Genomic DNA, 23,634 nt, shown 5'->3' on the forward strand with positions numbered 1-23,634 from the left:
GGCGCTCAGATGTCTAGCGCGTTTTCCTTTTCCCAGCGGGAGAAATGCGAGACGAAGGAGTGCCACTCCCGGTTCTTGAGCTTCAGGTAGGCGGCCGTGAACGCCTCCCCCATGGCCCCGGAGAACGCCCCGTCCGCCTCGAAGGCGCGCAGCGCGTCGAGCAGGTTGAGCGGCAGTCGCGGTGCCTCGGTGACGGTGTGGCCGTCCGCGTACATGTCGATGTCGAGGCGCGGGCCCGGATCGGCCTCGTGCTTCAGCCCCGACAGCCCCGCCGCGATGATCGCCGCCTGCAGCAGGTAGGGGTTGGCCGCGCCGTCCGCGAGGCGCAGCTCGAACCGCCCCGGCCCGGGCACGCGCACCATGTGGGTGCGGTTGTTGCCCGACCAGGTGACGGTGTTGGGCGCCCAGGTGGCGCCGGAATGGGTGACGGGCGCGTTGATCCGCTTGTAGCTGTTCACGACCGGGTTGGTGATCGCCGCCATCGCGGGGGCGTGGCGCATGATCCCGCCGAGGAAATGCGCGCCCTCCGCCGAAAGGCCGAGTTCCCCCGCGGGGCCCGCCCCAGCGCCGTCGAAGACGTTGCGCCCGGCATCGGCGCCCGGCGCGTCCCAGGCCGAGACGTGGACGTGACAGCCATTTCCCGTCAGCCCCTCGATGGGCTTGGGCATGAAGGTGGCGCGCAGCCCGTGCGCCTCGGCCACCGACTTCACCATGAACTTGAAGAAGCTGTGCCGGTCGGCGGTGACGAGGGCGTCGTCGAAGGCCCAGTTCATCTCGAACTGCCCGTTCGCGTCCTCGTGGTCGGTCTGGTAGGGGCCCCATCCGAGATCGAGCATGTGGTCGCAGATCTCGCGCACCACGTCGTAGCGGCGCATCACGGCCTGCTGGTCGTAGCAGGGCTTCTCGGCGGTGTCGTAGGGATCGCTTATGGCGTCGCCAGCGGGCGTGAGCAGGAAATACTCCGCCTCGATTCCCGACTTGACGTGCAGCCCGGCCTCCGCGGCGGCCGCGATCTGGCGGCGCAGCACGTTGCGCGGGGCTTGCGCGACCTCCTCTCCCTCCATCATGCAATTGGCCGCGACCCAGGCGACCTCGGGCTTCCACGGAAGCTGGACGACGCTCGCGGGGTCGGGCACGGCCAGCATGTCGGGAAAGGCCGGGGTCATGTCGAGCCAGGTGGCGAAGCCCGCGAAACCCGCGCCGTCCTTCTGCATGTCGCCGATCGCCTGCGCCGGGACCAGCTTGGCGCGCTGGCCGCCGAAGAGATCGGTGAAGGAGATCATGAAATACCTGATCCCCTTTTCGCGGGCGAACTCCGCCAGATCCTGTGTCATCGCCGTCTCCCTGTTCCGATGTCGCCCCCCGGCGGGGCTAGAGGCCGCCTCCGGGCTTACCCGGCCACCAGTCCGTCCCGGCAAGGGGCACGCGCGCCATCGCCGCGGCCTCCATCGTCAGCGCGCACAGGTCCTCGGGCTCTAGGTTGTGGAGGTGGTTGTGCCCGCAGGCGCGCGCGATGGTCTGCGCCTCGAGGGTCATCACCTTGAGGTAGTTCCGCAGCCGGCGGCCCGCGTCCTCGGGGTCGAGGCGCGCGGCAAGCTCGGGATCCTGCGTGGTGATGCCCGCGGGGTCGCGCCCTTCGTGCCAGTCGTCATAGGCGCCCGCGGTGGTACCCAGCTTCCGGTACTCTGCCTCCCATTTCGGGTCGTTGTCGCCGATGGCGATCATCGCCGCCGTGCCGATGGACACCGCGTCGGCCCCGAGCGCCATGGCCTTGGCGACGTCGGCGCCGCTGCGGATCCCGCCCGAGATGACCAGCTGCACCTCGCGGTGGACGCCGAGATCCTGAAGCGCCTGCACGGCGGGGCGGATCGCCGCGAGGGTCGGGATGCCCACATGCTCGATGAACACGTCCTGCGTGGCGGCGGTGCCGCCCTGCATCCCGTCGATCACCACCACGTCGGCGCCGGCCTTCACGGCGAGCGCGGTGTCGTAGTAGGGTCGCGTCGCGCCCACCTTCACGTAGATCGGCTTTTCCCAGCCGGTGATCTCGCGCAGCTCCAGGATCTTGATCTCCAGGTCGTCGGGCCCGGTCCAGTCCGGGTGGCGGCAGGCGGAGCGCTGGTCGATCCCCTTTGGCAGCGTGCGCATCCCGGCCACCCGGTCCGAGATCTTCTGGCCGAGCAGCATCCCCCCGCCGCCGGGCTTGGCGCCCTGCCCCACCACGACCTCGATGGCGTCGGCGCGGCGCAGGTCGTCGGGGTTCATGCCGTAGCGCGAGGGCAGGAGCTGGTAGACCAGAAGCGTCGAGTGCTCGCGTTCCTCGTCGGTCATGCCGCCGTCGCCCGTGGTGGTCGAGGTGCCCGCCATGCTCGCGCCCCGGCCGAGCGCCTGCTTCGCCGCACCCGAGAGCGCGCCGAAGCTCATCCCCGCGATGGTGATCGGGATCTGGAGGTTGAGCGGCTTCGTCGCGTGGCGTCCGCCCAGCACCACGTCCGTCCCGCAGCTTTCGCGGTAGCCCTCCAGCGGGTAGCGCGACACCGACGCGCCCAGGAAAAGCAGATCGTCGAAATGCGGCACCCGCCGCTTCGCCCCGCCGCCCCGGATGTCGTAGATGCCGGTGGCCGCGGCGCGGCGGATCTCGGCGTTCACCTCGGGCGGGAAGGTCGCGGAGAAGCGCGGCGGCGTCTGGGGAGTGTCGCTCATCAGTAGGCCCCGGCGTTGTCGATGTCGAAATGGTAGAGCGTGCGGGCCGAGCCGTAGCGGCGGAACGCCTCGGGCCGCGCGTCGATCTCCGCCCGCTCGAGCAGACCGGCAACCAGCTCCAGGTGCTCGGGGCGCATCTCCTTCTCGACGCAATCCGCGCCGAGGCTCTTCACCCGTCCGCGCACGAAGAGGCGCGCCTCGTAAAGCGAGTCTCCCAGCGCCTCGCCCGCGTCGCCGCACACGACGAGCGTTCCGGCCTGAGCCATGAAGGCGGACATGTGGCCCACGCCCCCGCCCACGACGATGTCGATGCCCTTCATCGAGATGCCGCAGCGCGAACTCGCGTTGCCTTTCACGACCAGCAGGCCGCCGCGCCCCGTGGCGCCGGCATACTGGCTGGCGTCGCCCTCCACGATGACGGTGCCCGAGACCATGTTCTCGGCCACGCCCGGCCCGGCCGATCCCGCGACGCGCACGGTTGCCCGCTTGTTCATGCCGGCACAATAGTAACCGGTGGAGCCGCGCACCGTGACCTGGATCGGCGTGTCGAGACCGACCGCCAGGGCATGGGCGCCGCGGGGGTTCAGCACCTCCCACTCGGTCGCGTTCCCGCCCGCGCCCTGAAGCGTGGCGTTCAGCGTCCGGAGGTCCTCGGCGGCAAGGTCGATCGTCTGCATGTCAGCGGGCCCAGAAATAGACGGTGGCGGGTTCGGGTTCCCAGACGCGCGCCGCGTCGATGCCGGGAAGCCCGACCAGCGCGCGGTATTCGGAGCCGAAGGCGACGTAGCCGTCGGTTTCGGCCATCACGGCGGGCTTGCAGGCGATGGGGTCGCGCACGACGCCGAAGCCGTCCTTGGTGCCGACCACGAAGGTGTAGAAGCCGTCGAGATCGGCCAGCCCCGCCTCCAGCGCCTCGCCGAGGGTGGCCCCCTCCTGCATCCGCCAGGTGAGGTAGGCCGCCGCCGCCTCGCTGTCGTTCTCGGTCTGCACCTCCACACCCGCCCGGGCGAGGCGGCGCTTGAGGTTGTGGTGGTTCGAAAGCGAGCCGTTATGCACGAGACACTGGTCGGCGCCCGTGGAAAAGGGATGCGCGCCCAGCGTGGTGACGGCGGATTCGGTGGCCATGCGCGTGTGGCCGATGCCATGGGTGCCGGTCATCGACGCGAGGTCGAAGCGCGCCGCCACGTCGCGGGGCAGCCCGACCTCCTTGTAGATCTCGATCGCCTCGCCCGCGCTCATCACCCGAAGGCCCGGGCTTAGCCCGGCCAGGGCCTCGCGCGCCGCAGGAATGCAGTCGGCGGGCAGCTCTAGAACGGCGTGGGTGTCCTTCGCGCGCATCGTGACCCTCGCGCCCAGAGCCTCGGACAGTCGCGCGTCGAGCCCCGGGAGATCCGCCGCGGGCGCGTCCGACTGCACCGTGATCTTGCCCGTGCCCCCCGGCGCGTAGACGGCGAGCCCCGCGCTGTCGGGGCCGCGATCGGTCATGGTGATCAGCATGTCCGACAGAAGCGCGCCGAGCCGCGGCTCGAGCGCCGCGTCCTTGAGAAACAGTCCGACGATTCCGCACATTGCCGCGCCCCGCTTCGCCGCCGGCCCAGAGACGGGCCCGCCAGGACTGATGGGCAACAGATTTTCTTCTGGGGCAAAAGTGCCGATACCCAGCTTGGGCCCCGGCCCGCCAACCAGTGGCGGATCTGCACAGAATTCAGGCAGCCACGCTTATCCCGATTGCGGATAGCAGATCACGGAGAGGTACCGGATGGGCAGGCGGCGCAACTCTTCGGGGCCATGCGGCGCGTCGGCATCGAAGAAGAGCGAATCTCCCGGCCGGAGGGCGAACAGGCTGTCGGCATGACGGTAGCCCACCTCGCCTTCCAGCATGTAGATCAGCTCCAGCCCCTCGTGTTGGAAGACGGGAAAGACGTCCGTCTTCTTGGAGAGCGTGATGAGATAGGGTTCCATCACCACGCCGCTCGCGTTGGAGCCCAGGTGACCGAGCAGGTTGTACTGGTGCCCGGCCCGGGTGCCCGCTCGCTCGACATCCGCCCCCTGCCCCGCCGGCGTATGGACGACGCCCCGGCGCTCCTCGTAGCCGCGGAAAAAGGCCGTGAGCGGCACGCTCAGCGCGTGCGACAGCGCCTGGAGCGTCGTGAGCGAGGGCGAGATGTTGCCGTTCTCGATCTTCGAGAGCATACCGGCCGAAAGCCCCGTCTGCTGGGCGAGCTCGGCCACCGTTATGCTCTGCTGGCGACGGAAGGCGCGCAACTCCCGCCCGATCGCGACCTCGAGCACCTTTTCGCGCGCGCCGCGGCGTCCATGGGGATCCTGGGTCAGCGTTACGGGTTTGCGCGCCACGGCGTCTCGCCTCTTTCCTTCCGGGCGCGACATGACCGAGCGCCCCGGCTGCAAGCCTAGCCCGGTTCCGCAAGAGAAAAAATCGTTCGCTGCGGTCAATCCGGCACCCACGGGCGACAACGCCGTCGCGCCATGGCGACATTGCGCTGCGCGCGCCGAACGCCGAGGATGCGTCCGAAAGCGGCACCCTCGAAACGGAAGCGTAAACATGGCGCAGGCAACCGGACTTCATCACCTTGCGCAGGACGCGCGATGAGCTCATCGGTCGTGACCGTCTCTCTGCTGACGCTCTATATCGCGCTGCAGGTGGGCTTCATCCTGAGGGCGCTGCTCCGCCCCTACCGGGAGCCCTCGGCCCGCGTCGCCTGGGTTCTCGTCATGCTCGCGCTGCCGGCGGTCGGCATGCTGGCCTATGTCCTTTTCGGAGAAACCAACATCGGCCGGCGCCGGGTCGCGCGCTACCGCGAGGCCGCGCGGCTTTTCAAGGCGCCGCAGGTCGACCCAGTTGATGCCCGCAGGCGGATCGCGGCCGTCGCCTCGGACCATGCGTATCTCTTCAACCTCGGCCATTCGGTCAGCGGCTTTCTTCCCACGACCGGAAACGCCGCGCGGGTCTTCTCCGACTCGAACGCCTCCATCGCGTCCCTGCTCGACGACATCGCGGCGGCGGAGCGCTACGTCCATCTCGTCTTCTACATCTGGCTCGACGACACCAACGGTCTGAAGGTCGTCGAGGCGCTCAAGGCGGCCGCGCGCCGCGGGGTCGTCGTGCGCGCGATGGCGGACGATCTCGGCTCCCGGCGGCTCGTGCGCTCGCACCACTGGACCGACATGCAGGCGGCGGGCGTGCGGCTCGCCGCGGCGCTTCCCATCGGCAACCCGCTGCTGCACCCGATCCGGGGCCGGGTCGATCTCAGGAATCACCGCAAGATCGTGGTGATCGACGACCGCATCACCTATTGCGGCAGCCAGAACTGCGCAGACCCGGAATTCCGGGTGAAACCCCGATACGCCCCCTGGATCGACGTCATGTTGCGCCTCGAAGGCCCGGTGGCCGGCCAGAACCAGAGGCTGTTCCTGCAGGACTGGGTCTCGCATGTCGACGACGGGCTGGAGGATCTGGACGCATCGGCAGCGGAACAGCCGTCGAAGGGCTCGATCGTGGCACAGGCGATCGGCACCGGACCGACGGTCCGCAATTCCGCCATGCCGGAAGTCTTCGAGACTCTGATGCACGGCGCGCGCGAGGAACTGGTGATCACGACGCCCTATTACGTGCCCTCGGATTCGATGCAGTCGGCGCTCTGCGGCGCCGGCCATCGCGGGGTCCGCACGAGCCTGGTGCTTCCTGCCAAGAACGATTCCTGGATCGTCGGCGCCGCGAGCCGAAGCTACTACCTCGAGCTTCTGCAATCGAATGTGCGGATCTTCGAGTACGAGGGAGGTCTGCTGCACGCCAAGTCGCTCACCCTCGACCGCGAGATCGCCCTGATCGGCTCGGCCAATCTCGACCGGCGCTCCTTCGAGCTCAACTACGAAAACAACGTGCTTCTCAAGGACAGGGCGCTCACCGGAGAACTCCGCGACCTGCAGGACGGCTACATTTCCCGGTCGCGCGAAATCACCATGAAGGAGGTGACGGATTGGGGTCCGGGCAAACGGCTCTGGAACAACTCGGTCGCCATGATGGGCCCCGTGCTGTGAGGCGCGCGGGATGGGGCGCACGGCGCCACCGCCTTGAATCGCGGCCGCGGCGTCGCGACATAATGCGAAACCCCGCCCGACATGCGGCTCACGGGCGATCATCGAGGCCCCGCAGCAGCCCTGTGGCCGGCGACCAGCGCGCCTGACACGCCCACGCGGCGCGACCAGGCGACGCGACAAGGGGGCAGAGGACGCCCGGCAAGGAACAGAGGATTGGTGCAGACAGACCGCGAGACGATAGACTGGCAAGGACGGGAACCGGACACGGCGCCCGCCGCGGCCTTGCGCGTGGCGACCTGGAACATCCGCAAGGCCGTCGGCCTCGACCGGCGGCGGGATCCCGCGCGCGTGATCGCCGCCATCGCCGATCTGCGCGCCGACATCGTCGCCCTGCAGGAAGCCGATCTGCGCCTGGGCGCCCGGCCGGCGGCGCTGCCCGCGGCGGAGGTCGAGGCCGTCACCGGCATGGCGGTGGTGGACGTCGGCGGCAATCCCGGCTCGCTCGGCGTGCACGGCAACGCGCTGCTGGTGCGACGGGATCTGCTGGTGCGTGCGGCGGCCGCGATCGAGCTTCCCGCGCTCGAGCCACGCGGCGCGATCACGGCGGAAATCGCCGTGCCCGGGCTCGAAGCGCGCGTGCGCGTGGTCGCGACCCACCTGGGGCTCCTGCGCGCGTGGCGGCGCCGCCAGCTCGCCACGATCCGGACCGGGCTGGACGCCGCCGCCCTGCCCAACACCCTGATCCTGGGCGATTTCAACGAATGGTCCACGGTCCGCGGGCTCGAGGCCCTCGCGCCCGATTTCGCGGTGCTCGCGCCGGGCGCCAGCTTCCACGCCGCGCGGCCGCTGGCGCCGCTCGACAGGATCGCGCACGGCCGCGGCCTGCACGCCTTCGGCGCGGGCGTGGTCAGGGAAGGGCCGAGCCGCATCGCCTCGGACCACCTGCCCGTCTGGGCGGAATTCGCGCCCGCCCTCATGCCCGACGCGTCCGACCACCCCGCGCCCGCCGCGCGACCCGCACCGCCGCGGTCGAGGCTCCGCAGGCTGCGCCGGGCCTGAGCCGGCAGGACGGCGCCGGCGCGACCGCCTCAGCCCGCCAGCGCCTCTTCGAGCTCCCGGGTCAGCCGCCGCGCCTCTTCGGCACGGGGCTTGGAAAAGCGGGCGAGCAGAAGGTAGGCGACCGGTGTGAGATAGAGGGTGGAAAGCGTGGCGAGCCCGAGCCCGCCCACGATCACCCAGCCCAGCGCCTCGCGCGCCTCGGCCCCGGCCCCCGACGACAGGATGAGCGGCACACCGCCCAGCACGGTAGAGGTCATCGTCATCATCACGGGACGCAGGCGGATCGTGGAGGCGTCGAGGATCGCCTCGCGCACCCCCTGCCCCCGGTCGCGTAGCTGGTTCGCGAACTCCACGATCAGGATGCCGTTCTTGGCCATGATCCCGATCAGCATGACGAGCCCGATCTGCGAATAGACGTTCAGGCTCTGCCCGGTCAGCAGAAGCGCGAAGGCCGCGCAGGCCAGCCCGATGGGCACGGTCGCCATCACGACGATGGCCGAGACGAAGCTTTCGAACTGCGCGGAAAGCACGAGGAACACCACCGCGATGGCGAAGGCGAAGGTCACGAGGAGGCCCGCGTTGGTCTGGTCGAGCGTCGCGGCCTCGGCCAGCGGGACGATGCGGTTTTCCTCGGCAAGGATGTCGTCCGCCATCTCCTCGACCTGCGCCAGCGCGTCGCCAAGCGCCAGCTCCGGCGTGAGCCCTGCCGAGATCTCGACCGAGCGCTGCTGGCCCTCGCGTTCGAGTTCGGGCGCGACAGCGCGCTCCTCCAGTCGGACGAAGCTCGACATCGGCACCATCTGCCCTTCCGACGAGCGCACGAAGATGTTCTGCAGATCGCCCGGGTCGTTCACGGGGTTCGTGGTCGACAGCATCTGCACGTCGATCGCCTCGTCCTCGACGAAGACCTCGCCGATCGTGCGCCCGTTCAGCACCGCGCGCAGCGCCTCGCCCAGCCCGGTGATGTCGATGCCCAGATCGGCCGCGCGGGTGCGGTCGATCTCCACGAAAAGCTGCGGCTGGGTCGTCTCGTATTCCAGGCGCACCTGGCCCATCGCCGGCATCTCCTGCATCCGGGCCACGAGGCTTTCGGCCACCTCCGCGAGCTGCGCGTAGCTCGATCCCGTGACGGCGAAGGACAGGCCCCGCCCGGCGCCCCGGATGCCCAGGGAATTGGGCTGGATCGCGAAGGCGCGCACGCCCACGATCCGGCGCAGCTTGCCGTTGATCTCGCCCACGATCTCGTCCTGGCTGCGCGCGCGCTCGCCCCACTTGGCCAGCGTGAAGACCATGAACCCGCGGTTGTCGGCGCCGAAGCCGGTGATCGAGAAGACGTTGGTGATCTCGCCCGCCTCGCGCATGGGCTGCACCGCGTCCTCGATCTCGCGCATCTTTCCGGTGGTGTAGTCGAGCGAGACGCCCTGCGGCGCGGTCACGCTGAGAAGTGCGACGGCGCGATCCTCGCGCGGGGTCAGTTCCTGGCGGATGCCGCTGCCCACCAGCACGGCCGTCGCCGCGAAGAGCACCGCGGCAAGCACGATCACCAGCGGCACGGCGAGCGCCCAGCCCAGCGTGCGCGCATAGATCGCCGCGAGGCGATTGCCGACCCACGCCACCGGGCCGGTCCGGGCCGATCCCTCGCGCAGAAGACGGCTCGCCAGCACGGGGCAGAGCGTCAGCGCCACGACGGAGGAGAGCGCCACCGCCATCGCGAGGGTGAAGCCGAATTCACGGAAAAGCCCGCCCGCCTGTCCCGGCAGGAAGGACAAGGGCACGAACACGGCCGCGAGCGTCGCGGTGGTCGTCACCACGGCGAAGAACACCTGCCGCGTGCCGAGCACGGCCGCCGCGCGCGGGCCCATTCCTTCGGACCGCCGCCGCACGATGTTTTCCAGAACGACGATGGCGTCGTCCACCACGAGCCCGGTGGCCAGCACGAGGGCGAGCAGCGTCAGGATGTTGACGGAAAAGCCCACCATCCAGATCGCGGCGAGCGTGCCGATCAGCGCCACCGGCATGGTAATCGCGGGTATCATCGTGGCGCGCGCGTCGCGCAGGAAAACGAAGATCACCACGACGACGATGAGGATGGCCAGGCCGAGCGTCTTCAGAACCTCCGCGATCGCGCCGTTGATGAACACCGCGTCGTCGGAGGTGACGAAGATGCGCACGTCCTCGGGCAGCGTCGCGTCGAGTTCCGCCACGGTCGCCCGCACCGCCGCCGAGATGTCGAGCGTGTTGCTGCCCGCCTGCCGGATGATGCCGATCCCGAGCCCCGTCTGGCCGTTCGCGCGCAGCACCGTCTCGTTGGGCGCGGGGCCCAGCGTCACGGTGGCCACGTCGCGCACGCGGACGTTCGGGGCAAGTTGCAGATCCTCGAAGGCGGCGGGCGAGGCCACCAGCGCGGTCGTGCGCACGTTGATCGACTGCCGGCTGCCCGCAAGGTCGCCCGCCGGCGCGTTGAAGCCCGCATCGGCCAGCGCGCGGCGCATGTCGGCAAGTGTCAGGCCCCGGCTGGCCAGCTCGGCCAGGTCGATGTCCACGCGGAAGATCGGTTCCCGGTCGCCGTAGATCTGCAGGTCGGCCACACCCTCGATCGAGATCAGCCGGTCCTCGACCCGCTCCCGGACGATCCGCGTGAGGTCCTGGGGCGAGCGGCTGGCGGAGGTCACGGCCACGCGCACCACCGGCTGCGCGTCGGCGTCGGCCTTGACGATCTCGGGCGTCTCGGCACCGTCGGGAAGCTGTCCCGCGATCCGCGCCACGGCATCCCGGACGTCGGTCGCCGCCACATCGATATCGACGTTGCCGGTGAATTCCAGCGTGACGCGGCTGCGCCCGAAACGCGAGTTCGACGAGATCGAGCGAATGCCCGCGACCCGGCCCACGGCCCCCTCGATCCGGCCGGTCACCTCCTGGTCGATGCTCTCCGGCGACGCGCCTGGGAACTGGGTCGTGACGGTCACGACCGGGCGGTCCACGTTCGGAAGCTCGCGGATCTCGGCGCCGAAGATCGCGGCGAGCCCCGCCAGCACGACGAGCGCGCTCAGCACATAGGCCAGGATCGGGCGGCGCACGAAAAGCGCCGTGCCGCCCTGGGCCGTTCGCGTGGCATCCTCCATCATCCGCCCGCCCCCCTCAGAGCGCGTCGCGCGACGTGTCGAGCCGCGCGGCCTGCGGTTCGGCGACCCGCACCTCGCCGCCGGGGCGCAGGTTCTGCACGCCCTCGGTCACGACCTGCTCGCCGATCTCGAGCGCCCCCTCGACCAGGACCGCTTCCGCGTTGCGCTGGCGGATCGTCACCGGCACGCGCACCGACGCCCCGTCCCGCACGACCCAGACGAAGGAGCCGTCGCTCGACCATTGCACGGCAAGCGGATCGACCGACGGCAGGCTTTCGCCCGGAAAGGCGAGGAAGACCTCGAACGCCATGCCCGCGCGCAGCGCGTCGTCCGGATTGGCGAGCCTGCCCTGCACCAGCAGGGTGCGGCTGGTGCTGTCCACGATCGTGTCGATCGCGCGCACCTCGCCCTCCAGCAGGCGGTCCGGCAGGGCAAGCGGCCGCGCCTCCAGCGGCATCCCGGCTGCCAGGCGCGGGATCACCCGCTCGGGCACCCGGAAGTCGATCAGGATTTCCGAGCGGTCGCTGATCGACACGAGCGCCGCGCCGCCCGTCACGCGATCGCCCACGCCGAGGTCGGGCACACCGGCCCAGCCCGAGATGGGTGCGCGCACACGCCGCTGCGCGAGGTCGAACTCGGCCTGGCGCAAGGCGAGCTCCGCCTGCCGCAGCGCGAGCTCGGCATCCCGACGTCTGACCTCGGTCACCGATCCGGTCCCGGCAAGGCGTTCCAGCCGCTCCGCCTCGTCCCGCGCATCGGCCAGCGTCAGCTCCGCGCGCTCCAGCGCGATGCGCTCCGCCTCGTCATCGAGCCTGACGATCAGGTCACCCTCCCGCACCTTGCCGCCGGGCTCGAACCCGATCTCCACCACCCGGCCGGTCGCGTCGGTGCGCACCGTGACACTGCGCAGCGCCTTGCCGTCGCCGATGGAGGCCACGCGGTCGTCGATGACACCTTCGGTCACGGGCACGGTGATGACGGTGGCCGGTCCGCGCCCGAACCCGCCAGTGCCGCCGGTATCCTCTTCTGCGTCGAGCTCTACCCCAACGAGGTCGAGAACGCCTAGCCGGTCGAGAAGCGGCAGGGAGGACGGCACGTAGTTGATCCAGAGCGCAAGCGTTCCGGCGATCACCACGAGCGAAAGAACAAGTTGCCTTACCATGCCTCTGACCGGTATGCCTCCGCTGCCTTCGCAACCGAACCTAGCGCATATACCGTGCATTGACAGGCGCGAACCCGGTTTCGCAAAGCGCGCGGCGGAAGAGACATCTGACCCGGACGCCCACTTGCGAACGGCGGGCCGATGCGGATGCGGCGACAGGGTCGGGATTCGTGGAAACCTTGATCTGGATCAAGGCGCGGCGCCGCCCCTGCCCGTTCCACAGCGACGCAGCGCCGACGTTCAGGGTTTGTGCACGGGCCGGCGCGCGCACGGCCCAGCACCCCGCCGCACCGGTGAAAACGCCGCTCCCACCCGTGTGTCACGGGCAATCTCGTATCTTGTCAGCACCTTGGCCCTTGCGGCGCAAACGTCCGCGACGGCGTCATGGCAGGTCCGTCACCCAAGCCGCGGGACAGAAATGTCCCGACGGTTATCCACAGCCTGGAAATGCCCGATTCGCACTGGACGGATCACGTATTCTTGAATTTTGCCATGGCTTTCGCCCGCACGGCATCGCCGTATCGGCGCATCCTTGCCCCTGCCGGCCCCCGGATCCCGGCCCTCACCCCGGCGCACGGCCCACCGCGCCGGGGGCCGTTGCGGCGCGGCCGATCAGGGCGCAGCCCAGCGTTTCGCGCAGCGCGTGGGTAAGGTCATCGACCGTGCGGGTGGACACGAAAAGCCCGCCCGTCGCGTCGGCGAGGCATTTCGCGACGGTTTCGCCGCCCGTGTAGGTCCGCGCCTCCGGGCTGTTCCAGCCGAAGAAATCGTCCACGACCTTGAAGCCGATGACATGGACGCGCAGGTCGGCCGCGCGCGACGCAAGCCGGGTGCCGAGCGCGCAAGGCGTCCCGCCACATGTCTCGTTGCCATCGGTCACCAGCACGACGATCGCGGGCCGTGTCCGGTAGTCGAGCGCTTCGGCCGCGTGCTCCACCGACGCCGCGAGCGGCGTGAGGCCCGCTGGCTCCAGCCTCTCGATCGCGTCGATCACGGCCGGCCCCATGTCCGGCGCGGGCCGGAACCGCAGATCGATCCCGGAACAGGCGTCGGCGCCGCCGGGGCCGTAAACCAGCAGGCCGAGATCGCGAAACGGCGTGATGTCGGGAATGGCCCGGCGCATGGCGGCTCGCGCGTCGATGATTCGCGGGGTCCCGGACGGATCATGGGCGACCTCCGCCATGCTGCCCGAGCCGTCGAAGACGAGGATCGCATCCGTCGCGCAGCCGGGATCGGCCTCGAGCCCCGGCGCGCCCGAGAGGGTCCCGGCGGAAACGAAGCCCGCCATGGCGAGCGCGCGCAATCCTGAGGCCACGACATCCCCCCTTCGACCATCGTCGGAAATCTAGCACATGCGCCGGCCGGGTTCACGCCCCGGCCGGGTCTTGACCTGCGTCAATGGAAAGGGATTTCATGCATGGTCTACAGGTCGGCACAAGTCGGATGGCCACACTGTGCTGCTTCGAGAGTACGAAGGCGGCGCACCCCATCCGGGCCCGAAATCGACTGGCCGCGTGGCGAGGCATCCCGCCTCGCACGGACAGTCCAGAATGGAGGTTGAGTAATGTCCGAGAGAGACGAGTACATCGAGAAGGCCAAGGCGAAGCTGGAGCAGTGGAACGCCGAGATCGAGAAGATGAAGGCCAAGGTCGACGAGGCCGAGGCCGACACCAAGATCGAGTACGAAAAGCAGCTCGAGGAGGCGCGCAACCGGCGCGACGAGGCCGAGGCCAAGCTGAAGGAACTGCGCGAGGCCAGCGACGAGGCCTGGGCCGACATGAAATCCGGGTTCGACAAGGCGTGGGACAGCCTCTCGGAATCGTTCCGCAACGCCATGGCGCGCTTCAAGTGAAGGAGCTGCCGATGACCCTTGCCACGACATTGCGCGGCGCCGTCGCCGCGCTGGCGCTGGGCTGCGCCGCCCTGCCGGCCGCCGCCCAGGATACCGACGCACTGACCACGACCGAGGAGGTGCGCGCCGAGATCGCCGAGGCGATGGACGCCGTCGCGGCCTATTCCGAGCAGGAGCGCGACGCGGCGCTGACCCGGGCGCGCGAGGCGCTCGATCGGCTCGACGCCGAGATCGCGCGGCGCGAGCAGGCGCTGCGCGAGAACTGGGCGGAGATGTCGGAGGAGGCCCGCGAGACCGCCCGCGACCAGCTTCGCGAGCTGCGCGCGGCGCGCAACCGGCTGGGCGAGCGCTTCGGCGCGCTCCAGGCGGGCGCGGACAGCGCCTGGGACGAGCTCAAGGACGGCTTCGCCGACGCCTGGGACGCGGTCGCCGAGGCCTGGAGCGCCGACGACAACGGCGCGTCCGGCAACTGACCGGACACGGGCGCGCCCGCGACCGTCGCGGGCACGCCGCACTTCGATCCATCGACAGACGCGTGCCCCTGCCGCGCTTGCATCGGCGCTGGAGGCGCGACCCGATCAGCCCGGCGCGCCGCTCACGCGCGTGCCCGCCCGGCCCTCGAGGATCTCCAGCGCCTCGCCGAGGCGTCCGATTCCCGCCATACGGCCCTCGCGGGCGGCGGCGAAACGTGCCGCGGCCTCGGCTTTCGGGCCCATCGAGCCCGCGGGCAGATCCAGCGCCGTGGCTTCGGAGGGGGAAAGATGCTCTATCCGTTCGGCCGCCTCCGTGCCGAAATCACGGACGATGCCCTCGACATCCGTCAGCATCAGCAGCGCGTCGGCCCCGATCGCGTCGGCCAGAAGCGCGCTGGCCGCGTCCTTGTCGATCACCGCCTGCACGCCGGTAAGGCTTCCGTCGGGGCGCGCCATCACCGGGATTCCGCCGCCGCCCGCGCAGATCACGATGGTGCCGTGCAGGAGAAGCTGCCGGATCACCTTGAGGTCGGGGATTTCCACCGGCGCCGGAGAGGGCACGACGCGGCGCCAGTGCTCTCCGTCCTGCGCGACGGTCCAGCCGTGGCGTTCCGCCATCTCGTCGGCCTTCGCCTTGTCGTAGACCGGTCCCACGAATTTCGTGGGCGCCTCGAAGGCCGGGTCGTCGGGATCGACGCGGATCTGCGTGAGCAGCGTGGCCACCGTGCGCTCGTGGGCGAGCGCGTTCTCGAGTTCCTGCTCGATCAGGTAGCCGATCATGCCTTCCGTCTCGGCGCCCATCACGTCGAGGGGGTAGATCTCCTCTGGCTTGTAGGCGAGGCCCTGAAGCGCCAGAAGCCCGACCTGCGGGCCGTTTCCGTGGGTCACGACGAGGTCGTGCCCGGCCCGCGCGATCTCGGCCAGCGCCCCTGCCGCGATCCGCGCGTTCTCGCGCTGGTTATCCGCGGTGAGCGCCTGCCCGCGGCTCAGAAGCGCGTTGCCGCCCAGCGCGGCCACCACCAGCATCGCCTCACGCCCCCAGCGTGGCGACGAGCACCGCCTTGATCGTGTGCAGCCGGTTCTCGGCCTGGTCGAAGACGATCGACGCCTCGCTTTCGAAGACTTCGTCGGTCACCTCCATGGCGGTGATGCCGAACGCCTTCTCGATCTCCGCGCCCACCTCGGTCTCGGCGTTGTGGAAGGCGGGCAGGCAATGCATGAAGCGGGTGCGCGGATTGCCGGTGCCGGCCATCACCTCGGCCGTGACCTGGTAGGGCTTGAGAAGCTTGATCCGCTCGGCCCAGCGTTCCTTCGGCTCGCCCATCGAGACCCAGACATCGGTGTAGAGGAAATCCGCGTCGCGCGTCGCCTCGGCCACGTCCTCCGTGATCGCGAGCCGCGCGCCCGTCTCCTCGGCGATCTCCCGCGCCTCGGCCTCTATCTCCCCGGCGGGCCAGCAGGCCTTGGGCGCGCAAAGCCGCACGTCCATGCCCATCTTGGCGCCGCCGATCAGAAGGCTGTCGCCCATGTTGTTGCCGGCATCGCCGAGAAAGCAGAAGGCGATGTCGCGCCAGGGCTTGCCGGAATGCTCCTGCATGGTCAGGAAATCGGCCAGGATCTGGGTCGGGTGGAACTCGTCGGTCAGCCCGTTCCAGACCGGCACGCCGGCATGGGCGGCCAGTTCCTCGACCACCGCCTGCCCGAAGCCGCGATACTCGATCCCGTCGAACATCCGGCCCAGAACGCGGGCCGTGTCCTTCACCGTCTCCTTGCGGCCGATATGAGAGCCCGAGGGGCCCAGGTAGGTGACGTTGGCGCCCTGGTCGTGGGCGGCCACCTCGAAGCCCGCGCGCGTGCGCGTACTGTCCTTCTCGAAGATCAGGGCGATCTCCTTGCCCTTGAGAAGCTTCCGCTCGGTGCCCGCGTATTTCGCCGCCTTCAGGTCTGCGGAAAGCTTGAGCAGGAACCCGATCTCGGCGGGGGCGAAATCCCTCAGGCTCAGGAAATGGCGGTTCCTCAGATTGTAGGCCATGCGTCCTCCTATGCCGGGTCGCGGATCGTGGGGCAACTCATGCAGCGCCCGCCGCCGCGGCCGCGGCCAAGCTCGGCGCCGGGCACCTCGAGCACCTCGATGCCCTCGGCCCTGAGCGCGGCGTTGGTATCGTCGTTGCGGTCGTAGCCGACCACGAGTCCCGGGCGCAGCGCCAGCACGTTGTTCCCGTCGTTCCACTGTTCGCGCGAGGCCTCGAAGGCGTCCGCGCCGCCCGTGGGCACCACGGTGAGTTTCTTGAAGCCCATCGCCTTGGCCACGACGTCGAAGAGCGGGCGGTCGATCCGGCGGATATCGAGCGGGGCGCGGCCCTCGCCGGGATGCAGATCGTAGACGGTCATCTCCTCGGCGACTTCGGTGAAGCTCGTCACCACCTCGCCGCCGCAGAAGGTGAAGACCGTGTCGAGATGCATCGCCGCGCGCGACTTCGGAAGCTGGCAGGCCAGCACCCGCGTGGCCCGCCCCTGGTCGAAGAGCGACTCGGCCAGCAGCCCCACCGCCTGCGGCGAGGTCCGCTCGCCCATGCCGACGAGGACGAGCCCGTCGCCCACCGGCATCACGTCGCCGCCCTCCAGCGTCGCGAGCCCGAAATTGCGGGTCGGATCGCCCCAGAGCACCTCCGCCCGGCCCGCGAAGACCGGGTGGAAGCGGTAGATCGCCGCCGTCAGCAGGGTTTCCGGCCGCCGCGCCTGCCAGTACATCGGATTGAGCGACACGCCGCCGTAGATCCACGCGCTGTTGTCGCGGGTGAAGAGCGTGTTGGGCAGCGGCGGCAGGATGAAGCCGAGCCGCCCGAGATAGGCGCCGAACATGCCCGCCGGCTCGAAGGGCAGATCGTCCACCGTGAGCCCGCCGATGAGGAACTCGGCAAGCCTCTCGCCCGGCAGCTCCTTCATCCAGGCGCGCAGGTCGGACAGCATCCCCACCCCGATCTCCTGCGGCGTGATCCTGTGGTCGAGGACCCAGTCGCGCGCCTCGGGGATGTCGAGCGTCTGGCCCAGCAGAACGCCTGTGTCGAGGACCTCGACCCCCTCGCCGCGCATCAGTTCGGCGAAGACGTCGTGGTCCTTTTGCGCCTGGCGGACCCAGAACACGTCATCGAAAAGCAGGTCCTCGCAGTTCTGCGGCGTGAGCCGCCGATGCGCGAGGCCGGGCCGGCACACGATGACCTGGTGCAGCTGGCCGGTTTCGGAATGGACCCCGAGCTCGCGATCGCTCATGCCGCACCTCCCATCAGGGCGCCCGCCGCCAGCACGACGAGGATGAAGGCCGTCAGGATCAGCAGAAGCGGCCAGATGAAGACGATCCAGCGGTCATAGGGCACCCGCCCAATCGCCAGCCCGCCGATCACCACCGCGAAGGTCGGGTTGATGAGGTTCACCAGCCCGTTCGCCGACTGGTAGGCCGTGACCACGAGATCGCGCCCGACCCCGGCGAAATCCGCGAGCGGTGCGAGGATGGGCATGGACAGCACCGCCAGCCCCGAGGACGAGGGCACGAAGAAACTCATCCCGACCTCGATGCCGAACATGGTCGCGATGAAGGCGACGCTCGACAACTCGCCCAGCGTCTGGGCCGAGGCGTGCAGGATCGTGTCGGCGATCAGCCCGTCCTCCATCACCACGACGATGCCGCGGGCAAGCCCGATGACCAGCGCGACGCCCAGCAGATCGCGCGCGCCATCGACGAACGCGCCGGTCAGCCGCTTCTCTCCCAGCCGGCCGATCAGGCCGGTCAGGATCGCGGCGCCAAGGAAAAGCGCGCCCATCCGCGCCATCCACCAGCCCTGGCTCGACACGCCCCAGATCATCGCGATGAAGGTGAGCGCGAAGACGACGAGGATCACCTTCTGCGTGCCCGTCAGCGTGTCGTCGCCCTCTTCCCCGCCGCCGTCCTTCAGGAAGTGCCGCCTGTGCGCGTCCCACTGGCGCGCGACGACGGAGCGGTCGTTGTCGGCCTGCACCCGCGCGGCGTAGCGCATGACGTAGGCGACGCAGATCGCCAGCCCGCCGATCAGGATCACGAAGCGCAGCACGATGCCGTTGGTGAAGGGGATGGACGCGGCATCGGAGGCGATGATGGTCGCGAAGGGATTGATGGTGGAGCCGAGCACGCCGATGCCCGCGCCGATCAGGATGATCGCGACGCCGGTCACCGCGTCATAGCCCGCCTTCATCACCACCGGAAGAAGGATGGCGTAGAAGGCCAGCGTCTCCTCGGCCATGCCGTAGGTCGTGCCCCCGATGGCGAAAAGCGTCATGAGGATCGGGATCATCCATATCTCGCGCCCTTCCATCGAGCGCATCGCCGATCGCATGCCGGTGTCGATCGAGCCCGTGGCGTTCACCACACCCAGGAAACCGCCCAGCAGCAGCACGAAAAGCGCCACGTCGATGGCGTTGGCCGAATAGCTGTCGGGATCGTAGAAGCCCGCGATCGGGGCGAGAAGCACGTCGATCGGGCCTTGCGGGTTCGCCTCGACCGTCTGGTAGGTGCCCGGCACCGCGACCTCGCGGCCGATTTCCTCGTTCAGTTCCCGGTCGTACTGGCCGGCCGGGATGATCCATGTCAGCGCGGCGACCAGGACGATCAGCAGGAACAGGATCGTGTAGGCCGTCGGAAACCGCGACTGGAGATCGGGCTCGTCGCCGCGGGGGCTTTCGTCGGCCGCCTCGTTCGAGGTCTCGGGCATGGTCACCTCCCCTTCCCGTTTGCGACCGGTGGACATCGACCGGCGCGGTCACTCTCCCGCGCGTGACCGCGCGCGGCATTGACGCGGGTCAATGCGCGCGCGCAGGACTGTCTTCCCGCCCGCGCGCAGGCCGCGACTCGCGCATCCGGCAGCGTGGCGCGCGGGCGGTGGATTGCCAGGCCGCGAGGGGCACCCGATCCTCGCGGGGCAGGCAGTGTCGTGAAGGTCGGCTCCCCAGACCCGCGTCCTCGGCCTAAGCTTGCGGCCATCCCTGCGCTCGGCTGCCGGAGCGCTGCGCAGGACGGGACGGGCCGTGGCGCGTCACACCAGGCGGCGCGCCGGCAGACGGCGGGTTCCTTTCGCAAGACGGCGCCCTGGCCGGATGTCACGCCTGCGGGCCCGTGTGCCTCTCGCGCAAGGCGGGTCGGCCGCGCGCTCAGGCGTAGCCGCGCTCGGGATTGCGCCGCATGACCGAGAGGTTCAGCGCAAGCGCGAAGCTGCCCCAGGCGAGATAGGGCACCATCATCAGCGCGGCGAGCGTGTCATGGGCGAGGAACGCGAGCGTGGTGGCCAGCACCGCAGCCCACAAGAGCGCGATCACCACAGCCCCGGTGCGGATCCGGTGCAGCCCGAAAAAGACCGCCGACCAGAGCGTGCTGATGGTGATCTGAAGCGCCCAGAGCCCGAGAGCAAGATCGTTGTCGGGCTGCATCGCGACGCGCGCGGCCGCCAGAGACATCAGGACGTAAAGCACCGCCCAGATGACCGGGAAAAGCAGGTCGGGCGGCGTCCAGCCCGGCTTGTCGAGGTCGCGGTACCAGGCACCGGGCTTGAACATCATGCCGGCCGCCGCAGGGACGGCGCAGATCGCGAGGTAGAGGGGAAAAAGTGTCATCGGTCGCTCCGCGCTCCTGGCCCTGGCCCGTGCGCGGCGTGTCCGCGGCAACCGGCATGTGTACACCGCACGCTAACCGCTAAACGCCGCGCGATGAAGCCCCACGCGGCGCTTTGCGGTGATCGGGTGCGTGAGGTGGCGTCTTGCCCGGCACCCGCGCGCGCTCGGCCGCCGGGCGAGAACACCCATGCCCGCCGCGCGCGCACCCGCGCTACGGCCGCACGAGGCCACCGGTATCGATCTCCACGCGTTCGGACAGGCTCATGACGCTGTCGTGCAGAAGCTGGATCGCGTAGGACGGGTTGTGCGTCCACGCGCCCGGGTCCTTGGCCACGAGCTGGTAGTTGTAGGCCGCCTTCAAGAGACGCGGCGTCCAGCTCGCGTAGCGGTTGGGGTAGACCGCTTCCGCCGCGCCGATACGTCCGTCCCCGTCGCCGTCGGTGAAGAAATAGGGGTAGCTTTCCTTGTCATAGCCGATCGGCGTGCCCGCGACCTCCCGCGCATAGGCCGTGATGGCGTCGTTCAGGATGGCGTGCAGCCCGTCGATCTCGTCGGCGATGCCGCCATCGGCGATGCCATCGCCATCGAAATCGGCGTGGCGCGTGCGGATCGCCGCGATATCCGAAACGCCCTGATGGCAATCGAGGCATCCCGCGGTCGCGACCTCTCCGCCATGGGGCTCGTGGCAGGCCACGCAGCTGTTCGCGCTGGCGACATGCACGAAACGGCCGACATAGCTGCGGCCGTCGTACTGAAAGCCGCCGCGCGTTTCCGCGCCGTGCATCACCGCCGCCGCGACACCGTAATGGACGTTGATGAAGGACAGCTCGTCCGAGACCGTGTCCGGCCCGATTCCGTCCGTGGCCTCGGCCACCGTCGCGGTCGAGGCGCGGCCCTGGTGGCAGACCGTGCAGGTGGCCGAGGTGTTGAGGCCGCTCACGGTCACGCCCGAGGGAAAGGGCACCGCGTCGAGCGCCTCGGCCTGCGAGACATGGCAAGAGACGCAGCCGATCGCGGTGTTGATCGTGGCCGGATGCTCGACCGACAGCGCCGCGCTGCCATCCGCGCCGAGCCAGTCGAGGAACCCCGTCTCGGAGTGACAGGCGGCGCAGGCCGGCGGCACTTCGCCATCCTCGTTCCAGTGCGTGTAGGAGGGCGAGCGATAATCCCCGTGCGGACCGTCGAGCCACGCCTCGGTGATCTCCGTGAGGGTGGGCGCCTGCGCGGCCGCGGGTGCAGCTGCGAGAAAACCGAGCGTCATCGCACAGGAAAGCGTCAGGACTCGGATCGCGGACATGGCACCCTCCGGCAGATTGGCTATGGCTCGAGAATACCATACGATCAGGCGCGAGTCCTGCGCATGATCGCGCATGGCGGACCGGGCGCGGCGTGGTCGCGAAAACGCAAGAGGGACAGCGGCATGACGCGTGTGGCCACATCCGCCAAGCGACCGCATCGATCCAGAAGCCTGCGTGTGCCGTCGCGGGCGCTTGCGCCGCTCTACGTCGCGGCCTGCCTCGCGCCGTTGCTGCTGGCCACGACGCGCAGCGTGGCGCCGGCGGTGCCCTGGGAAATCGCCGCGGCGGGGCTGGGCATGGTGGCGCTTGCCGCGATGGCGGTCCAGTTCGTGACCTCCGGCCGGTTCGAGGTCGTGTCGGGGCATCTCGGGATCGACCGCGTGATGGCGTTTCACAAGACCGCCGCCTGGTGGGTCCTGCTGGCCGCCCTGCTGCATCCGCTCGCCTATGTCGTGCCCACGGTCATGGCCGATCCCGCGCTCGGGCTGGAACGGCTCTGGGCCTACCACACGCTACCGCATTACCGCAGCGGGGTCATCGCGGTCGCCGCTCTTTTCCTTCTCGTCGCAGGCTCCGCGCTGCGCGCGCGGCTGCCCCTGCCCTACGAGGCGTGGCGCGGGGCGCATGTGGTTCTCGCGATCCTGGCGGTGGGCGCGGGCCTCCATCATGCGCTCGCGGTGGGACGGTTCAGCGCGATGGGCGCGGTCCAGTCCTTCTGGTGGGTGACGGCCGGGCTGGTTGTGGGCGTCATGGCGGTGCTCTATGGCTGGCGTTGGGCCCAGCTGCACCTGCGCCGCTGGCGGCTTGCCCGTGTCACCCCGCTTGCCGATCGCATGTGGGAGCTGGACATCCAGCCCGCACCGGGGACCGCCCCGCTCGACTATCGCGCGGGACAGTTCGTCTGGATGACCGAAGGCGCGCGGCGCTTTCCGCTCTTCGACCATCCGTTCTCGATCGCCGACAGCCCGGAGCGCCCGGGGCTGGGCCTCATCATCAAGGAGGCCGGCGACTTCACAAACCGGATCGGGACGCTGCCCCCCGGCACCACCATCGGCATCGACGGGCCCTATGGCGACTTCACGCTGGAGTCCCACGACGGGAACGCGCTCCTTCTCATCGCGGGCGGCGTCGGCATCGCGCCGATCATGGGCCTCTTGCGCGACCTCGACGCGCGCGGCGATCCCCGGCCCGTGCGGCTTGCCTACGCGGCAGGCACGCCCGAGAACTTCGCCTGCCTGCCCGAGATCGAGGCGGCGAAGGCGCGCCTCGACCTCGAGGTCCTGCTCGTCAGCGAGGAGGGCGGCCCCGGTTGGGCCGGGGCGGTCGGGCGGCTCGACCGGGACCGGCTCTCCGCGATGCTTCGGGACCTCGACCCCGAACAGGCGGTCGCGTTCATCTGCGGACCTGGGCCGATGGTGACCGCGGTGTCCGACACCCTCGCCGATCTCGGCGTTCCGATGGACCAGGTCATCTACGAGCGCTTCGATTACCTCGGCGGCACATCCCGGCAGGACCGCCGGATGCGGGGGCGTTACCTGGCCGTGGGCGCCGCGCTGGCGCTTGGCGTCGCGGGCTTCGTGGCGCTCGCGGGGTGATCCGCCGGCCCGCGAGCGGTGGGCGACGCCCTGCCCTCATATCGGCGCGAGGCGAGGTCACGAACGCGAAAGGACCGGCGCGCGCGACCGCACGGGTCACGTGATCGGGCACGACGCCGGTTTCAGCACGCCCTTCGCATCCCCTAGGCCATGGACGTCACCCGCCGCGGCGGGACATCGCCCCCGGAAAACCGCGACGGTCAAGCGGTCGGCCAGACCCCGCGGTTCGGGGCGTGCGCCGCGACGGCATCGCAGGCCCGACAGGCGGCCGTTCCGGCCTTGGGCCGAAAGGTTAAAGCTGGGCCGTAACCCTCTACTTTTCAATGACGATCTCGCCGTGCCACCGGCTCGGCTGCCGCGCGGGGGATCAGCCCTCACCCTCTTCGATCGGGCCGGGCGCGGCCTGCTCCTCGATCGGGGCCGCGTCCCACACGCCGAAGCCCAGCATGGCCACGATGACGAGCAGGAGAACGGCCGCGATGCCGATGAGCGTCGGCCAGTGGCGCTTCTTCTGCTTCTCGAAATCGGGATCGGGTGAGGACATCTGTTATCTCCGCGATGCGTGGGCCTGTCCTGCCGGACGGCGTCTTCCGGCTGCGACACTTGGCACCAGGGACGGGCGAAGACAAGAGGTCAGGCGACATCCGCACCAGCGCATCGCCCCCGGCTGCGCG

General features: G+C 69.8%; 20 protein-coding genes. 5 read left to right on the forward strand and 15 right to left on the reverse strand.

The genetic code is table 11. From position 1 onward, the window contains the following. Positions 1-5 precede the first annotated feature (5 nt). The 5 genes from glnT to AB6A66_RS00115 form a co-directional block, all read right to left on the reverse strand. A complete protein-coding gene (glnT, locus tag AB6A66_RS00095) occupies positions 6-1,334 on the reverse strand; it encodes a type III glutamate--ammonia ligase (protein ID WP_371054286.1) in 1,329 nt (442 codons plus the stop codon). Between the two features lie 37 nt (positions 1,335-1,371). Next, positions 1,372-2,703 (reverse strand): FMN-binding glutamate synthase family protein, encoded by a 1,332-nt coding sequence (locus tag AB6A66_RS00100; RefSeq protein WP_371038586.1) that lies wholly within the window; start codon positions 2,701-2,703, stop codon positions 1,372-1,374. Beyond that, positions 2,703-3,380, reverse strand: a complete 678-nt coding sequence (locus AB6A66_RS00105; RefSeq protein ID WP_371054287.1) for a protein GlxC — start codon at positions 3,378-3,380, stop codon at positions 2,703-2,705. Before AB6A66_RS00105 ends, AB6A66_RS00100 begins: the two co-directional genes overlap by 1 nt. A 1-nt stretch (position 3,381) precedes the next feature. Continuing rightward, a complete protein-coding gene (locus AB6A66_RS00110) occupies positions 3,382-4,272 on the reverse strand; it encodes a glutamine amidotransferase family protein (RefSeq protein WP_371054288.1) in 891 nt (296 codons plus the stop codon). 150 nt (positions 4,273-4,422) lie between these two features. Then, positions 4,423-5,091 carry a helix-turn-helix domain-containing protein gene (locus AB6A66_RS00115; RefSeq protein WP_371054290.1) on the reverse strand — a complete coding sequence of 223 codons (669 nt, stop codon included), beginning with the start codon at positions 5,089-5,091 and terminating at the stop codon, positions 4,423-4,425. Positions 5,092-5,310: 219 nt separating this feature from the next. Between AB6A66_RS00115 and cls the strand changes: the two genes are divergently transcribed. Together cls and AB6A66_RS00125 are read left to right on the forward strand one after the other, a co-directional pair. After that, on the forward strand, positions 5,311-6,762 hold the full coding sequence (gene cls, locus AB6A66_RS00120) for a cardiolipin synthase (protein ID WP_371054291.1): 1,452 nt from the start codon (positions 5,311-5,313) through the stop codon (positions 6,760-6,762). 216 nt (positions 6,763-6,978) lie between these two features. After that, positions 6,979-7,821: an endonuclease/exonuclease/phosphatase family protein gene (locus AB6A66_RS00125; RefSeq protein ID WP_371054292.1), complete on the forward strand. Its 843-nt coding sequence runs from the start codon at positions 6,979-6,981 to the stop codon at positions 7,819-7,821. A 29-nt stretch (positions 7,822-7,850) separates the two neighbouring features. On the opposite strand, the gene AB6A66_RS00130 is transcribed toward AB6A66_RS00125, so the two are convergent. The 3 genes from AB6A66_RS00130 to AB6A66_RS00140 all read right to left on the reverse strand — a co-directional run bounded on the left by AB6A66_RS00130 (position 7,851) and on the right by AB6A66_RS00140 (position 13,420). Next, the gene (locus AB6A66_RS00130; protein ID WP_371054293.1) at positions 7,851-10,946 is read right to left on the reverse strand and encodes an efflux RND transporter permease subunit; all 3,096 of its coding nucleotides are present in this window, start codon (positions 10,944-10,946) and stop codon (positions 7,851-7,853) included. Positions 10,947-10,959: 13 nt separating this feature from the next. Next, positions 10,960-12,105, reverse strand: coding sequence for an efflux RND transporter periplasmic adaptor subunit (locus AB6A66_RS00135; protein ID WP_371054294.1), 1,146 nt, complete (start codon positions 12,103-12,105; stop codon positions 10,960-10,962). A 562-nt stretch (positions 12,106-12,667) separates the two neighbouring features. Then, complete coding sequence (locus AB6A66_RS00140; protein WP_371054295.1) at positions 12,668-13,420, reverse strand: VWA domain-containing protein; 753 nt, start codon at positions 13,418-13,420, stop codon at positions 12,668-12,670. Positions 13,421-13,669: 249 nt separating this feature from the next. On the opposite strand from AB6A66_RS00140, the gene AB6A66_RS00145 reads away from it, so the two are divergent. Then, the gene (locus tag AB6A66_RS00145) at positions 13,670-13,957 is read left to right on the forward strand and encodes a hypothetical protein (protein ID WP_371038595.1); all 288 of its coding nucleotides are present in this window, start codon (positions 13,670-13,672) and stop codon (positions 13,955-13,957) included. An 11-nt stretch (positions 13,958-13,968) separates the two neighbouring features. Next, on the forward strand, positions 13,969-14,430 hold the full coding sequence (locus AB6A66_RS00150) for a hypothetical protein (RefSeq protein WP_371054296.1): 462 nt from the start codon (positions 13,969-13,971) through the stop codon (positions 14,428-14,430). Positions 14,431-14,535: 105 nt separating this feature from the next. Here the strand turns inward: AB6A66_RS00150 and arcC are convergent, their stop codons facing one another. From arcC to AB6A66_RS00180, 6 genes are all read right to left on the reverse strand, one after another. Beyond that, entirely contained in the window at positions 14,536-15,456 is a 921-nt protein-coding gene (arcC, locus tag AB6A66_RS00155) for a carbamate kinase (protein ID WP_371054298.1), read from the reverse strand. A 4-nt stretch (positions 15,457-15,460) separates the two neighbouring features. Beyond that, on the reverse strand, positions 15,461-16,462 hold the full coding sequence (argF, locus tag AB6A66_RS00160) for an ornithine carbamoyltransferase (RefSeq protein ID WP_371054299.1): 1,002 nt from the start codon (positions 16,460-16,462) through the stop codon (positions 15,461-15,463). A gap of 8 nt (positions 16,463-16,470) precedes the next feature. Next, positions 16,471-17,700: an arginine deiminase gene (locus AB6A66_RS00165; protein WP_371054300.1), complete on the reverse strand. Its 1,230-nt coding sequence runs from the start codon at positions 17,698-17,700 to the stop codon at positions 16,471-16,473. Beyond that, positions 17,697-19,172 (reverse strand): YfcC family protein, encoded by a 1,476-nt coding sequence (locus tag AB6A66_RS00170; protein WP_371054301.1) that lies wholly within the window; start codon positions 19,170-19,172, stop codon positions 17,697-17,699. Before AB6A66_RS00170 ends, AB6A66_RS00165 begins: the two co-directional genes overlap by 4 nt. A gap of 436 nt (positions 19,173-19,608) precedes the next feature. Beyond that, entirely contained in the window at positions 19,609-20,067 is a 459-nt protein-coding gene (locus AB6A66_RS00175) for a TspO/MBR family protein (protein ID WP_371054302.1), read from the reverse strand. A gap of 211 nt (positions 20,068-20,278) precedes the next feature. Further along, positions 20,279-21,364: a polyheme membrane-associated cytochrome C gene (locus tag AB6A66_RS00180; RefSeq protein WP_371054303.1), complete on the reverse strand. Its 1,086-nt coding sequence runs from the start codon at positions 21,362-21,364 to the stop codon at positions 20,279-20,281. A 123-nt stretch (positions 21,365-21,487) separates the two neighbouring features. Here AB6A66_RS00180 and AB6A66_RS00185 point away from each other — a divergent pair, with 123 nt between their 5' ends. After that, a complete protein-coding gene (locus AB6A66_RS00185; protein WP_371054304.1) occupies positions 21,488-22,960 on the forward strand; it encodes a ferric reductase-like transmembrane domain-containing protein in 1,473 nt (490 codons plus the stop codon). A gap of 367 nt (positions 22,961-23,327) precedes the next feature. Here the strand turns inward: AB6A66_RS00185 and AB6A66_RS00190 are convergent, their stop codons facing one another. Further along, complete coding sequence (locus AB6A66_RS00190) at positions 23,328-23,504, reverse strand: hypothetical protein (RefSeq protein ID WP_371054305.1); 177 nt, start codon at positions 23,502-23,504, stop codon at positions 23,328-23,330. Positions 23,505-23,634: the final 130 nt, after the last annotated feature.

The organism is Rhodosalinus sp. K401, assembly GCF_041365735.1.
In the GTDB taxonomy this organism is placed as follows: domain Bacteria; phylum Pseudomonadota; class Alphaproteobacteria; order Rhodobacterales; family Rhodobacteraceae; genus Rhodosalinus.